This window comes from Amycolatopsis anabasis (genome assembly GCF_009765355.1).
Classification (GTDB): Bacteria; Actinomycetota; Actinomycetes; order Mycobacteriales; family Pseudonocardiaceae; genus Amycolatopsis; species Amycolatopsis anabasis.
The window spans coordinates 1-16,010 of record NZ_VTHK01000104.1; the positions used below are offsets into that span (position 1 = coordinate 1).

The following is a 16,010-nucleotide window of genomic DNA, read 5'->3' on the forward strand; positions in this document are numbered from 1 at the left end:
GAGGGTGGGCTGGACCGGTTCATGACCTCCCTGGCCGAGGCCCATACCCACGGCGCGGCGGTCGACTGGAGCACCTTGTTCGCCGGGACCGGGGCGCGCAAGGTGGACCTGCCGACCTATGCCTTCCAGCGGCAACGCTACTGGCTGGATTCGGTGCGGCCGACCGAGGCGGTTGAGCCGGTGGAGGCGGAGTTCTGGCAGGCGGTGGAACGCGAGGATCTGGATGCGGTGGCGGCGACGTTGGCGGTCGAGGGTGAGCGGGCGCAGTCCTCGCTGGGTGCGGTGCTTCCGGTGTTGTCGTCCTGGCGGCAGCGGCGGAACCAGGAGTCCGTGGTGGACCGGTGGCGCTACCGGGTGACCTGGAAACCCCTCACCGAAGCTTCATTCGCGACACCGCAGGGCAACTGGCTGGTCATCGTCCCGGACAGCCACGCCGAAGACGAATGGACCGGCGGCCTGCTGCACGGGCTTGCCGAACACGGCATGCGGTTCCGGCAGCTCGTGGTGCCCCATGCCGAGCAGGACCGGGCCTCGATCGCCGGGCAGCTTCGCGCGGCCGCTGAGGATCCGGTGACCGGTGTGCTTTCACTGCTGGCGGTGGACGAGCGGCCGCATCCGGAGGCGTCGTCGGTGCCCGGCGGCCTGGCCGGGACCGTGGCGCTCGTGCAGGCGCTCGGCGACGCCGAACTCGGCGCGCGGGTGTGGTCGGTGACCAGGAACGCCATGTCGGTGGGCAGCGCGGACACCATCGACAGCCCGGTACAGGCGCCGGTGTGGGGCCTCGGACCGGTGGCACGGCAAGAACATCCCGACCGGTGGGCGGGCGTGGCAGACCTGCCGGGCGCGGTTGACGACCAGATCGTGGGCAGGCTGTGCGCGGTCCTGGCCGGTGGCACCGGCGACGAGGACGAGGTCGCGCTGCGGCCGAACGGGGCGTTCGCGCGGCGGCTGACTCGGGCCGAGCGGGCCGTGCCCAGCGAAGGACCGGGCTGGACGCCCGAGGGAACCGTGCTGGTGACCGGTGGCACCGGGGCACTCGGCGCGCACATCGCCAGATGGCTCGCCGGAAAGCGCGCCGAACACCTGCTGCTGACCAGCCGCCGGGGCATGGCCGCGCCGGGGGCCGCCGAACTGGCGGCCGAACTCACCGCCATGGGGACGAAGGTGACCGTCGCCGCCTGCGACGTGGCGGATCGGGACGCCTTGGCGGAACTGCTGGCGCAGATCCCGGCCGAGCACCCGCTGACCGCGGTGATGCACGCGGCCGCCGTGCTCGACGACAGCGTGCTCGATTCGCTTTCGGTCGGCCAGATGGACCGCGTCCTGCGGACCAAGGCGGAAACCGCGCTGAGCCTGCACCAGCTCACCGAGGACTTCGACCTGTCCGCGTTCGTCCTGTTCTCCTCGGCCGCGGGGCTGATGGGCAGCGCGGGCCAGGGCAACTACGCACCCGGCAACTCCTTCCTCGACGCGCTCGCCCAGTACCGGCGGGCCAACGGGCTGGTCGCCACCTCGATCGCCTGGGGGCACTGGGCAGGCGGTGGCATCGGCGAGGGCGCGGTCGAAGAGGGCCTGCGCCGCAGCGGTGTGCTTTCCATGGCGCCCGATCTGGCGATCAAGGCCCTGCAGCAGGCGCTCGACGACGACGAAACCTTCCTCGCCGTCGCGGATATCGAATGGGACCGGGTGGTGCGGGCCGCCGCCGGCACCCCGCTCAGCCCGATGCTCCGCGACCTCCCGGAGATCCGGCGACTAACGGCGGGCACAACCGGTGCGAACGGTGCGGGGGAGCCGGGGACGTTGCTCGAACGCCTCGCGGGCGCACGCGAAGCCGACCGGGAACGAGTGGTGCTCGACCTGGTGCGGACATCGGTGGCCGCGGTGCTCGGTTACTCGACTTCCGACGAGGTCGAGCCGAGGCGTGCCTTCCAGGAACTCGGCTTCGACTCGCTGACCGCGGTGGCGCTGCGGAACCGGCTGACGGCCGCGATCGGCGCGAAACTGCCGACCACCCTGGTGTTCGACTACCCGACGCCGCTGGCGCTCACCCGGCACATCCTGGCAGAGGTCACCGAAGGCGCGGACGGGATCGACGGCGACCGCGTGCTGCGCGAACTCGACCGGCTGGACGGGATGTTCGCGACGCTGACCACGGACGGATTCGAGGACGGCACTCGAGCGGACATCACGGCACGGCTGAAGGGCCTGCTCTCGAAGTGGAACCAGACGAACGGAGAATCCCTGAGCGCCGTCGAGTCCGCGACGGACGACGAAATCTTCAGCTTCATCGACAAGCAGTTCGGGAAATCATGAAAAAGGTCATTCGCTTTCGCTCTGCCGCTGACTGGGAGGTGTTCTGATGTCGAACGAGGAAAAGCTTCGGGAATACCTCAAGTTCGTGACCACTGAACTGCAGGAGACGCACGAACGGCTGCGCGAGGTCGAGGAGAAGGCGCAGGAACCGATCGCCATCGTGGGGATGTCCTGCCGGTTCCCCGGCGGCGTGAGTTCGCCGGAAGAGCTGTGGGACCTGGTCTCCGGTGGGGTGGACGCGATCTCCGAGTTCCCCGCGGATCGGGGCTGGGACGTGGCGGGGCTTTACCACCCCGATCCCGACAACCCGGGCACGAGTTACGTGCGGAACGGCGGTTTCCTCACCGGTGCGACCGAATTCGACCCCGTCTTCTTCGGCATTTCGCCGCGTGAGGCGCTGGCGATGGATCCGCAGCAGCGGTTGTTGCTGGAAACGGCGTGGGAGCTTTTCGAGCGAGCCGGAATCGACCCGGAGTCGGTGCGCGGCAGTGCTGCCGGGGTCTTCGCCGGAAGCAGTGGGCAGGACTATATGGGTTTGCTCGCGAACACCGCGGAAGGCGCGGAGGGCCACGCCGGGACCGGGAACGTCTCCAGCGTGCTGTCCGGCCGGGTGTCCTATGTGTTCGGTTTCGAGGGTCCTGCGGTGACGGTGGATACGGCGTGTTCGTCGTCGTTGGTGGCGGTGCACCTGGCGGCGCAGTCGTTGCGATCCGGTGAGTGTTCGCTCGCGCTGGCCGGTGGCGTGATGGTGATGTCGACCCCGGGTATCTTCGTCGAGTTCTCGCGGCAACGTGCGATCGCGCCGGATGGCCGGTGCAAGTCGTTCGCCGGGTCCGCCGACGGGGCCGGTTTCTCCGAGGGCGTCGGCCTCCTGCTACTGGAGCGGTTGTCGGATGCTCGCCGGAACGGTCACCAGGTTCTTGCTGTGGTGCGTGGTTCTGCGGTGAATCAGGATGGTGCGTCGAACGGGTTGACCGCGCCGAATGGTCCGTCGCAGCAGCGGGTGATCCGCCAGGCGCTGATGAACGCCGGGATTCCAGCGGATCAGGTCGACGCGGTCGAGGCGCATGGCACGGGTACGACGTTGGGTGATCCGATCGAGGCGCAGGCGTTGCTGGCGACCTATGGTCAGGATCGGGATCGTCCGTTGTGGCTGGGTTCGATCAAGTCGAACATCGGTCACACGCAGGCCGCGGCCGGGGTGGCCGGTGTGATCAAGATGGTGCTGGCGATACGGCATGGTGTGCTGCCGCAGAGCCTGCACATCGATGAGCCGTCGTCGCATGTGGACTGGTCGGCTGGTGCTGTCGAGTTGTTGACGGAGTCGAAGCCGTGGCCGGAGGCGGACTGGCCGCGCCGAGCCGGGGTGTCTTCGTTCGGGATCAGTGGAACCAACGCCCACGTGATCCTGGAGCAGGCTCCCCCCGAGGAGGCGGCTGTCGAGGAAGCGCCGAGCCGCACGCTGGACGTAGTGCCGTGGGTGATCTCGGCCAAGAGTGAGGCGGCGCTGCGCGAGCAGGCCATCCGGCTCGGCGAGTACGTGCGTTCCGCCGCGGACCTTGCGCCGGTGCACGTGGCCTGTTCGCTGGCGACGGCCCGCGCTGCCCTGGACTACCGGGCGGCGGTGGTGGCGGGTGACCGGGACGAGTTCCTGCGTGGGCTCGATGCGCTCGCGGGTGGTGAGTCGCCGGTTGCGGTGGCCGAGGGGTCTGGCGAGGTTGCCTTCGTGTTCCCGGGTCAGGGTTCGCAGTGGGCCGGGATGGCGCTGGGGTTGCTGGAGTCGAGTCCGGTGTTCACGCAGCGGCTGAACGAATGCGCCACGGCCTTGGAGTCCTTTGTGGACTGGTCCTTGCTGGATGTGCTCCAAGGGAAGCCGGGTGCACCCTCGCTTGACCGGGTGGACGTGGTCCAGCCTGCGTTGTGGGCGGTGATGGTGTCGTTGGCTGAGGTGTGGCGTGCTCATGGTGTGCGGCCTGCTGCGGTGGTGGGGCATTCGCAGGGTGAGATCGCTGCCGCGGTGGTGGCTGGTGGGTTGGCGTTGGAGGACGGGGCGCGGGTGGTGGCGTTGCGCAGCCAGGCCCTGACCGCCCTGTCCGGTAAGGGCGGGATGGTCTCGGTCGCCGAACCGGTCGAGAAGGTGCGCAAGCGCATCGGCTCGTGGGGCGAACGCATCTCGGTGGCCGCGGTCAACGGCCCGAACTCGGTCGTGGTCTCCGGTGATCCGCACGCCTTGGACGAGCTGATCGCCGCTTGCGAAGCGGACAACGTCCGGGCTCGCAAGATCGCGGTGGACTACGCCTCGCATTCGGTGCAGGTCGAGCAGATCCACGAGGACCTGCTCAAGGTCCTGGCGCCGATCTCTCCGGTGTCTGCTCAGATCCCGTTCTATTCGACGCTGACCGGTGAGCCGATCGACACCGCGACCCTGGACGCGGACTACTGGTACCGCAACCTCCGGCAGACCGTGGAGTTCGAGCAGGCCACCCGCAAGCTGCTGGCCGACGGCCACCGCGTGTTCGTCGAGGTCAGCTCCCATCCGGTGGTCATCACGGGAGTCCAGGAGACGATCGACGACACCGGCACGGCCGCCGCGGCCATCGGGACGTTGCGCCGTGACGAGGGCGGGCTGGACCGGTTCCTGGCATCCCTGGCCGAGGCCCACAACCACGGCGCGGCGGTGGACTGGGACACCTTCTTTGCCGGAACCGGGGCGCACAGGGTGGACCTGCCCACCTACCCCTTCCAGCGGCAGCGGTACTGGCTGGACACGGTCGCCGCGCGCGGAGACGTGCGGAGCTTCGGCCTCGTTGCCACCGACCACCCGCTGCTGGGCGCCACGATCGGGCTGGCCGATTCGGATGGCGTGCTGTTCACCGGACGGCTTTCACTGGAAACCCACGCCTGGCTCGCCGATCACCTCGTGCTGGGCTCGGTGCTGTTCCCCGGCACGGGGTTCGTCGAACTCGCCCTGCAAGCCGGTGCGCAAGTCGGCTGCGAGGTGCTGGAGGAGCTGACCCTGGAGGCGCCGCTGGTGCTGCCGGAGCGAGGTGGCGTCCAGGTCCAGGTGGTGGTCGGGAACGCCGACGGTGATCGGGGAAGGCCGTTGACCGTCTACACGCGACCGGACGACTTCGCGGCCGAAGACGCGCTGGCACAACCGTGGACCAGGCACGCGAGCGGTGTGCTGGCCACCCGGCACCAGGCGCCGTCGTTCGACCTGGCGGCCTGGCCGCCGCCGGAGGCCGCGCCGCTGGAGACGGGTGACGCCTACGAGCGGCTGTCCGGTCTCGGGCTCGACTACGGGCCGGTCTTCCAAGGTCTGGTCCGCGCGTGGCAACGCGGAACCGAGATCTTCGCCGAAGTCGCGCTGAGCGAGGACGCGGCGGCCGAGGCGGACTCGTTCGGGATCCATCCGGCACTGCTCGACGCCGCGCTGCACGCGATCGCGATGGACGTGTCGGCAGGGGCGGGCGAGACCCGGCTTCCGTTTTCCTGGACGGGTGTTTCGGTGTTCGCGTCCGGCGCCTCGGTGTTGCGTGTGCGGCTTTCGCCGACCAGCTCCGGTGGCGTGTCGGTGGAACTCGCCGATGGCGACGGCAACCCGGTCGGGGTGGTCGGGTCGTTGGCGACGCGCCCGGTTTCGGTGGAACAGCTGCGGGCCGCGGATGCGGGCGGCTCGCTGTTCCGCGTGGCCTGGACCGAGGTTCCGGCTCCGGAGGTGGATTCGGCTCGCCCGTGGGCGGTTGTCGGCGGTGGACTGGATGATGCGGAGTTCGCTCGGTACGCGGACTTCGCGTCGATGGCCGAGGTCCCGGATGTGGTGTTCGTCGAATGCGCGTCCACTGGGACGGGTCCGGACGCGGCGCGTGCGGTGACGGGTTCGGCGTTGACCGCCGTGCGGTCGTGGTTGGCCGAGGAGCGGTTCGCGGATTCGCGCCTGGCGGTGGTGACGCGTGGCGCGATCGATGGCGGCGATCTGGCGGGTGCCGCGGTGTGGGGTTTGGTGCGGTCGGCGCAGTCGGAGCATCCGGGCCGGTTCGTGCTGGTGGATGTCGACGGGAGTGCGGCTTCGTTCGAGAAGTTGCCTGCCGCGTTGGCATTGGACGAACCGCAGCTGGCGCTGCGGGATGGTGTGGTCCGGGTGCCGCGGCTGGAGCGGATGACGACCTCGGCTGATGCCGCGTCCGGTTTCGCTCCGGAGGGCACGGTGCTGGTCACCGGTGGTACCGGGACTTTGGGTGGATTGGTGGCCAGGCATCTGGTTGCCGTGCATGGGGTGCGGCGGCTGGTGCTGGCGAGTCGGCGGGGGAGTGCGGCGCCTGGTGCGGCGGAGTTGGCCGCCGAACTGTCCGAGCTGGGTGCGGAGGTGGAGATCGCCGCGTGTGATGTGGCCGATCGGGAGTCGCTGGCGAGTTTGCTGGCGGGGATTCCGGCGGAGCACTCACTGACCGGTGTGGTGCACACCGCGGGTGTGCTCGATGACGGGGTGATCGAGACGCTGACCCCGGAGCGGATCGACAGCGTGCTGCGGCCGAAGGTGGACGCCGCGCTGAACCTGCACGAACTCACCAGCGAACTCGACCTGAACGTGTTCGCGTTGTTCTCGTCGATGGCGGGTGTGCTGGGCGGCCCGGGCCAGGGCAACTACGCGGCGGCGAACGCCTTCCTGGACGCACTCGCGCAACATCGTCGTGCACGGGGACTCGCCGGGCTGTCACTCGCATGGGGACTGTGGGAACAGTCGAGCGAGCTGACCGGTGACTTGGACAAGTCCGATGTCGGGCGGATGAGCCGGTCCGGGGTGGTGGGTTTGTCCACCGAGGCCGGTCTGGCGTTGTTCGATGCGGCACTCGGTACGGAAGAGGGGGCGCTGGTTCCGGCCCGGGTGGACCTGAGTTCGCTGCGGTCCGGCGGTGGAGTTCCGCCGTTGTTCCGCGGCTTGGTCCGCACGCCGGTTCGGCGCGCGGGCAGGTCCGGCTCCGGTTCGGCGGAGGTGTTGCGGCAGCGGCTGGCCGGTGCGGGTGCGGCCGAGCGGGAACGGGTGCTGCTCGAGCTGGTTCGCACGCAGGTGGCCGGTGTACTGGGCTTCACCGCACCGGACACCATCGGCGCCACCCGGCCGTTCACCGAGCTGGGCTTCGATTCGCTCACCGCGCTGGAACTGCGCAACCGGCTCAACACCGCCACCGGGCTCCGGCTTCCGGCCACGCTCGTCTTCGACCACCCCACGCCCACCGCCCTCGCCCGGCACCTGCACACCCGGCTCGTGGGCGCCGATGTCCGCCCGGCCACGGCCGCACCGGTGGCGAAGCCCGCCGGGGAACCGATCGCGATCGTGGGCATGGCGTGCCGCTTCCCCGGCGGAGTGTGGTCGCCAGAGGACCTGTGGCAGCTGGTCGCGGGCGGAACCGATGCGATCTCCGCGCTCCCCGAAGACCGGAACTGGGACGTGGAAGGGTTGTACGACTTCGCCTCCGCACCCGGCTACGAGGGGGTGAGCCGGGCCCGCGAGGGCGGTTTCCTGTACCAGGCGGCCGATTTCGACGCCGACTTCTTCGCCATCTCCCCGCGCGAGGCGCTGGCGATGGACCCGCAGCAGCGGCTGCTCCTGGAGACCTCGTGGGAAGTCCTCGAACGCGCGGGGATCGATCCGCATTCGTTGCGCGGCAGCGCGACCGGTGTGTTCGCGGGCGTGATGTACCACGACTACGGCATGCGCTCCAGCTCGGTGCCCGACGGCGTCGAGGCCTACCTCGGCAACGGGAACGCCGGAAGTGTCGCCTCGGGCCGGGTTTCCTACGTGTTCGGTTTCGAAGGGCCCGCGGTGACGGTGGACACCGCGTGCTCGTCCTCGCTCGTCGCGCTGCACCTCGCGGCGCAGTCGCTGCGGTCCGGCGAATGTTCGCTGGCGCTGGCCGGTGGCGTGACCGTGCTGTCCAACCCCGGAATCTTCACCGAGTTCTCCCGCCAGCGCGGATTGGCGGGGGACGGGCGGTGCAGGCCGTTCTCGGCGGCCGCCGATGGCACCGGCTGGGGCGAAGGTGTCGGGCTGTTGCTGGTGGAACGGTTGTCGGACGCTCAGCGGAACGGGCATCGGGTTCTGGCCGTGGTGCGGGGTTCCGCAGTGAACCAGGACGGCGCGTCGAACGGGTTGACCGCGCCGAACGGTCCGTCGCAGCAGCGAGTGATCCGGCAGGCGCTGGCCAGCGCCGGGGTCTCGGCGGACCAGGTCGACGCGGTGGAGGCACACGGCACCGGCACACCCCTGGGCGATCCGATCGAAGCCCAGGCGTTGCTGGCGACCTACGGGCAGGAGCGACCGGATCATCCACTGTGGATCGGTTCGATCAAGTCGAACATCGGGCACACGCAAGCCGCCGCCGGGGTCGCGGGGGTGATCAAGATGGTGCAGGCGATGCGGCACGGGCAGCTGCCGAAGAGCCTGCACATCGACGAGCCGTCCCCGCACGTCGAGTGGTCCGCCGGTGCGGTCGAGCCGCTGGCCGAAGCGAAGCCGTGGCCGGAGGTGGACCGCCCGCGCCGGGCGGGCGTGTCGTCGTTCGGCGCCAGCGGCACCAACGCGCACGTGATCCTGGAACAGGCCCCCGAGGAGGCCCGCGAGCCGGAGCCTCGTGCCGAGCCGGACGTGCTGCCGTGGGTGCTGTCCGCGAAGAACGGCGAGGCACTGCGGGCGCAAGCTCGCGCGCTGGGTGCCCGGGTGCGGGCCGAGGACGACCTCGCGGCCGTGGACGTGGCCTATTCCCTGGCCACGACCCGGGCCTCGCTGGAACGGCGCGCGGCGGTGGTGGCCAGGAGCCGGGACGAGTTGCTGCGCGGCCTGGACGCCGTGGCCGAGGGCGAGTTGCCCGCCGGTGTGGTGGAGGGCGCCGCGCAGGAGTCCGGGGACGTGGTGTTCGTGTTCCCGGGGCAGGGTTCGCAGTGGGCCGGGATGGCACTGGGGCTGCTGGAGTCGAGTCCGGTGTTCGCGGAGCGGCTGGCCGAATGCGCGGCGGCGCTTTCGTCCTATGTGGACTGGTCGGTGCTGGACGTGTTGCGCGGTGTGGCGGGCGCGCCGTCGCTCGACCGGGTGGACGTGGTCCAGCCCGCGTTGTGGGCGGTGATGGTGTCCCTGGCCGAGGTGTGGCGTACCCACGGCGTGCGGCCTGCCGCGGTGGTCGGTCACTCGCAGGGCGAAATCGCCGCGGCGTGTGTGGCGGGGGCGTTGTCACTGGAGGATGGCGCCCGGATCTCCGCGTTGCGCAGCCGAGCCCTGCTGGCTCTGGCGGGCCGCGGCGAGATGTTGTCCATTGTGGCCTCGGCTGAGTGGGTGCGCGAGCAGATCGAACCGTTCGCCGGCCGGGTGTCGGTGGCGGCGGTGAACGGTCCGGGCACGGTGGTGGTGTCCGGTGATCCGGACGCGTTGCGGGAACTGGGGCGTGTCCTGCGGAAGGCCGGGGTGATGCGGTGGATGGTCCCCGGCGTCGACTTCTCGGCACATTCACCCCAGGTGGAGCAGATCCACGACGAAGTGCTCGCGCAGCTGGCGCCGATCACCCCGATGTCCAGCGGCGTTCCGTTCTACTCGACGCTGACCGGTGAACCGATCGACACCGCGAACCTGGATGCGGATTACTGGTACCGCAACGTGCGCCACACCGTGGAGTTCGAGCAGGCGACCCGCAAGCTGCTGGCCGACGGTCACCGCGTGTTCGTCGAGATCAGCCCGCATCCGGTGCTGATGACCGGGCTGCAGGAGACCATCGAGGACACCGGCACCACGGCCGCGGCCATCGGGACCCTGCGCCGCGACGAGGGCGGGTTCGACCGGTTCCTGCTCTCGCTGGCCGAGGCCTACACGCACGGCGTCGCCGTGGACTGGGACGCGTTCTTCGCCGGGACCGGGGCCCGCAGGGTGGACCTGCCGACCTACGCCTTCCAGCGGCAGCGGTACTGGCTGGACGCGGTCGCTCCGGCCGGTGACGCCCGGGGACTCGGCCTGACCGCGACCGAGCATCCGCTGCTGGGCGCGGCGGTCGGGTTGCCCGACTCGGACGGCGTGTTGTTCACCGGCAGGTTGTCGGTCGAAGCCCAGCCCTGGCTGGCCGACCACGCCGCGCTGGGTTCCGTTCTGTTCCCCGGTGTGGGATTCGTGGAGTTCGCCCTGCAAGCCGGTCGGCAGATCGGCTGCGACGTCCTCGACGAACTCGTCCTGGAGGCTCCGCTGCTGCTGCCGGAACGGGGTGGCGTGCAGGTTCAGGTCGTGGTCGGCGGCGCTGACGACTCCGGGAACCGGACGCTGAGCATCTACTCCCGGCCGGACTCCGCGGGCGCGGAAGAGCTGGCGCGGGCCTGGGTCCGGCGCGCCACCGGCGTGCTGTCCGTCGCGGCCGAGGCGCCGTCGCCCGATTTGGACGTGTGGCCACCCCCGGATGCCGAGGTGGTGCCGGTCGACGAGGTGTACGACCGGATGTCCGCGTTGGGCCTCTACTACGGACCGGCGTTCCAGGGCCTTTCCGCGGTCTGGCGGCGTGACGGCGAGATCTGGGCCGAGGTGCGGCTGCCCGAGGGCGTGGACGCGGGGTCGTTCGGCGTGCACCCGGCGCTGTTGGACGCGGCGCTGCACGGGGTCGTGGTCGGAGACTTCGTGACCGATGCCGAGACCGCAGGCCAGGCGCGACTGCCGTTCTCCTGGTCCGGGGTGTCGCTGCACGCTGCCGGCGCGTCGGTGCTGCGGGTCCGGCTGTCGCCGACCGGGTCGGACGGCGTGGCGGTGTCGCTCGCCGACGGCGACGGCATGCCGGTCGCGGTGGTCGAGTCGCTGGTGACCCGCCCGGTGTCCGCCGAGCAACTCCGGGCCGCGCGTCCCGACGACGACAACTCCCTGTTCCGCCTCGCCTGGATCGAACCGCCGGCCACCGGAACGCGTGCCCAGCCCGCACGGTGGGCGGTGCTGGGCGAACGGCTGGCCGCACTGTCCGAAGTGGACGAGATCGAGGTGGTCCGGCACGACGACCTGACCGCGCTGGCCAAGGACGAGGTGCCGGAGCTGGTGTTCGTCGAGTGCGCGGGCGACGGGCTGAGCCCGGAAGCCGTGCGCGCGGTGACGAACTCCGCGCTGGACGTCGTGCGGTCCTGGCTTGCCGAAGAGCGGTTCGCGGACTCCCGGCTGGTACTGGTGACGCACGGCGAGGACGCGGCGGCGGGTGCGGTCTGGGGCCTGGTGCGGTCCGCGCAGTCGGAGCATCCGGGCCGGTTCGTGCTGGTGGATATCGACGGCAGTCCGGCGTCGTTCGAGCGGCTGCCCGGCGCGCTCGCGCTGGACGAGCCGCAACTCGCGATCAGCGACGGCGTGGTGCGCGTCCCGCGGCTGGAACGGGCGCGACCCGGCGCGGAGCCAGCGGTCTTCGCCCCGCACGGCACCGTGCTGATCACGGGTGGGACCGGAACGCTGGGCGGCTTCGTGGCCCGGCATCTGGTGACCGAGCACGGTGTCCGGCACCTGGTGCTGATCAGTCGCCGGGGTGAAGCGGCGCCGGGTGCCGCCGAACTGGTGGCCGAACTCGGTGAACTCGGCGCCGAGGTCGCGGTTGCCGCGTGCGATGCGGCCGACCGGGATGCGTTGGCGGGTGTGCTGGCGCGGATCCCGGCGGAGCACCCGTTGACCGGGGTGGTGCACACCGCCGGTGTGCTCGACGACGGCGTGGTCGAATCGCTGACGCCGGAGCGGATCGACACGGTGTTCCGCCCGAAGGTGGACGCGGCGCTGAACCTGCACGAACTCACCGGCGACCTCGACCTGAACGCGTTCGTCCTGTTCTCCTCGACGGCTGGTCTACTCGGTGGCCCTGGCCAGGCGAACTACGCGGCGGCGAACGCGTTCGTGGACGCGCTCGCGCGGTACCGCCGTGCGCGGGGGCTGCCCGGTGTGTCGTTGGCGTGGGGGCTGTGGGCGGAGTCGAGCGAGCTGACCGCCGACTTGGACGAATCCGATGTGGGCCGGATGAATCGCGCCGGGGTCGTCGGACTGTCCACAGAAGACGGTTTGGCGTTGTTCGACGCGGCGCTCGGCGTGGACGAGGGCGTACTGGTCCCGGCGCGAGTCGATCTGGGCGCGCTGCGGTCCGGTGCGGTTCCGAGCCTGTTCCGCGGCCTGGTACGCACCCCCGCCCGGGCCGCGACCAGGTCCGCCGCCGGTTCGGCCGACGCGCTCCGGAAACGGCTGGCCGGTGTCGGCGGGGCCGACCGGGAGCGGGTGCTGGTGGAGTTGGTGCGCAAGCACGTGGCCGGCGTACTCGGTTTCGCGACACCGGACGCCGTGGGGGCGAGCCGCGCGTTCACCGAACTCGGGTTCGACTCGCTGACCGCCTTGGAGTTGCGGAACCGGTTGAACACGGCCACCGGGCTGCGGTTTCCGGCGACCCTCGTCTTCGACTACCCCACCCCGATCGCGCTCGCCAAGCACCTGCGCGCCGAGTTGGAAGACGACGAGGCGGCCCAGGCCACCGGTCTGGCCGAACTAGAGCGGCTGGAAGCGGTGCTGGCCGGGGCGAACCCGGACCCCGGGATCACCAAACGGCTCGAAGCGCTCCTGGCGAAGTGGAAGAAGGAAGCGAAGCCCGTCGTCGACCAGGAGATCGAGCAGGCGAGCGATCAGGAGATCTTCGACCTCATCAACGAAGAACTGGGGCTGTCCTGAATGGACCAACTGACCGAGCATCCGCAAGGGAGGACTTCATCATGCGCGTTCTGTTCGTGACTTCACCCGGGGTGGGACACACCTTCCCCACGGTGCCGACCGCGTGGGCATTCCGGCTGGCCGGGCACGACGTCCTGCTGGCCACCGGCCACTACCAGGGCTACGACGAAACCCCGGCGAAGGCGGGCCTGCAGGTCGTCGACGCCGCACCCGACGTCGACTTCACCGGGGTGTTCAGCAAGGTCTTCCGGGAATCCGCCGATCTGGTGCCCAACCTGCAGGACCCGTCCGTCGCTACCGAGTTCTCGATCCGGCTGTTCGCGGAATGCAGCAAGAACCTGGTGTTCGGCACCATGAAGCTCGCCGAACGGTGGCGCCCCGACCTGGTCGTGCACACCCCGATGGACGGCGCGGGCCCGCTGGTCGCCAGGAAACTCGGCATCCCTTCGGTGATGCACGGCATGAACTTCGGCATCCCGATCGACATGAGCCGGTCGATGTACGAACGGATGGGCCAGGACTTCGAGCGTTTCGGCGTCGTTCCCGGGGCACCGACCGCCTCGATCGACGTGGCGCCGCCGAGCATGCGCTCGAGTTACTCGCACGGGTGGCCGATGCGCTTCCAGCCGTACAACGGCGGCGCGCTGATGCCGGAATGGCTCTACACCCCGCCGAGCAAGCCGCGTATCACGGTCACCCTCGGCTCGGTCATCCCGCAGATGCTCGGCAGCGGCGCCCTCCGGCAGTTCGTCACGGGCGCCGGGGAGATCGACGCCGAATTCGTTCTCACGATCGGCAGCGCCAACCCGAGCGAGCTGCGGGGATTGCCCAAGAACATCCGCTTGGTCAAATGGGTGCCGCTGACCGCCTTGCTGGCCACCTCGGACGCGGTGATCCACCACGGCGGCGCGAGCACCGCGTTGACGGTGATCGACGCGGGCCTGCCGCAGATCGTGCTGCCGCAGAGCGACGACCAGTTCCTCAACGCCGGCGCGATCAACAAGCGCGGCCTCGGCATGGTTGTGCGTCCCGGTGAGCTGGCCGCCGAGCAGGTGCGCGAGTTGCTGGCCGACACCGCGATGCGGGCCGCGGCCGAGGAAGTGGCGGCCGAGGTGAAATCGCTGCCCGGTGCCACCGAGGTGGTCCCGAAGATGGTTGAACTGGCGGGATAGGGGACAAGTATGGCTGACGAGGAGAAACTTCGGGAATACCTGAAGCTGGTGACGACCGAGCTCCGGCAGACTCGGAAGCGACTGCAGGAGGTCGAGGAGCCGGAGCCCATCGCGATCGTGTCGATGGGATGCCGTTTTCCGGGCGGGGTCGCTTCCGCGGAGGATTTCTGGGCGCTCGTCGGCAACGGGGTCGATGCGATTTCCGAGTTCCCGGACGACCGCGGGTGGGATGTCGACCGGTTGTACGACCCGGATCCGGAGAACCTCGGCACGAGTTACGCCAATGAAGGCGGTTTCCTCTACGACGGACTCGACTTCGACGCCGGGTTCTTCGGCATTTCGCCGCGCGAGGCGTTGGCGATGGATCCGCAGCAGCGGTTGCTGCTGGAGACGTCGTGGGAGGTCATCGAGCGCGCGGGCATCGATCCGCGGTCCTTGCGCGGCAGCGCCACGGGGGTCTTCGCGGGCGTGATGTACCACGACTACCGCTCGCGGTCGAGTTCCGTCCCCGAAGGGGTCGAAGCCTACCTCGGCAACGGTAGCGCCGGGAGCGTCGCCTCGGGCCGGGTTTCGTATGTGTTCGGTTTCGAGGGGCCCGCGGTCACCGTGGACACCGCGTGCTCGTCGTCGCTGGTGGCGCTGCACCTGGCCGTGCAGTCGTTGCGGTCCGGGGAGTGTTCGCTGGCGCTGGCCGGTGGGGTGACCATGATGGCGACCCCGGCGATCTTCGTCGACTTCTCCCGCCAGCGCGGTCTGGCCGCGGACGGCCGCTGCAAGCCGTTCGCCGAGGCGGCCGATGGTTCCGGCTTCTCCGAGGGCTTGGGCGTGCTGTTGCTGGAACGGCTGTCGGACGCTCAGCGGAACGGGCACCAGGTATTGGCCGTGGTGCGGGGTTCCGCGGTGAACCAGGACGGCGCGTCGAACGGGCTGACCGCGCCGAACGGCCCGTCGCAGCAACGCGTGATCGGGCAGGCGCTGGCCAACGCCGGGCTGGAACCGTCCGATGTGGACGCGGTGGAGGCGCACGGGACGGGTACGACTCTGGGCGATCCGATCGAGGCGCAGGCGCTCTTGGCCACCTACGGTCAGGGTCGCCCCGCGGATCGGCCGTTGTGGCTGGGGTCGGTGAAGTCGAACATCGGGCACACCCAGGCCGCGGCCGGAGTGGCCGGAGTGATCAAGATGGTGCTGGCCTTGCGGCACGGCGTGCTACCGCAGAGCCTGCACATCGATGCCCCGTCGTCGCATGTGGATTGGTCCGCTGGTGCGGTGAAGCTGTTGACCGAGGCCACTCCGTGGCCGGAAGCGGGTAGGCCGCGCCGGGCCGGGGTGTCTTCGTTCGGGATCAGCGGCACCAATGCGCACGTGATCCTGGAGCAGGCCCCGGAGGAGGCGCCCGTCGAGGAGGCGCCGAGTCGCGAGTTGGACGTGCTGCCCTGGGTGCTCTCGGCGGAGAACCCGGAGGCACTGTGCGAGCAGGCCCGCGCACTGGCGGCGCGGGTCCGAGCCGATGCGGACCTCGCGGCCGTGGATGTGGCGTATTCGCTGGCCAAGACCCGGGCAGCGTTGGCGCGCCGGGTCGCGGTGGTGGCCGGTGATCGGGGTGAGCTGCTGCGTGGTTTGGATGCGGTCGCGGCGGGTGAGTCGCCGGTGGCGAGTGCCGAGGGTTCTGGGGATGTGGTGTTCGTGTTTCCGGGTCAGGGTTCGCAGTGGGCTGGGATGGCGCTGGGGCTGTTGGAGTCGAGTCCGGTGTTCGCGGAGCGGCTGGCCGAGTGTGCTGCGGCTTTGGAGTCTTTTGTGGACTGGTCTCTGCTGGCTGTGCTCCAAGG

Annotated in this window: 4 protein-coding genes; all 4 read left to right on the top strand. The window is 70.1% G+C overall.

The annotated features are described in order from the left end of the window. Positions 1–2,313: SDR family NAD(P)-dependent oxidoreductase (locus FXO23_RS49060; protein ID WP_218952427.1), on the top strand; the 2,313-nt coding region annotated here is incomplete at its 5' end. 43 nt (positions 2,314–2,356) lie between these two features. Further along, on the top strand, positions 2,357–13,009 hold the full coding sequence (locus FXO23_RS49065; protein ID WP_425484990.1) for a type I polyketide synthase: 10,653 nt from the start codon (positions 2,357–2,359) through the stop codon (positions 13,007–13,009). A 41-nt stretch (positions 13,010–13,050) separates the two neighbouring features. Further along, complete coding sequence (locus FXO23_RS49070) at positions 13,051–14,181, top strand: glycosyltransferase (protein ID WP_158895850.1); 1,131 nt, start codon at positions 13,051–13,053, stop codon at positions 14,179–14,181. Positions 14,182–14,190: 9 nt separating this feature from the next. Further along, positions 14,191–16,010: type I polyketide synthase (locus tag FXO23_RS49075; protein ID WP_158895852.1), on the top strand; the 1,820-nt coding region annotated here is incomplete at its 3' end.

What these genes read in the sequence shown, in the direction of transcription:
- FXO23_RS49070 (WP_158895850.1), top strand. Translation starts at nt 13,051, where the DNA reads ATGCGCGTTCTGTTCGTGACTTCACCCGGGGTGGGACACACCTTCCCC.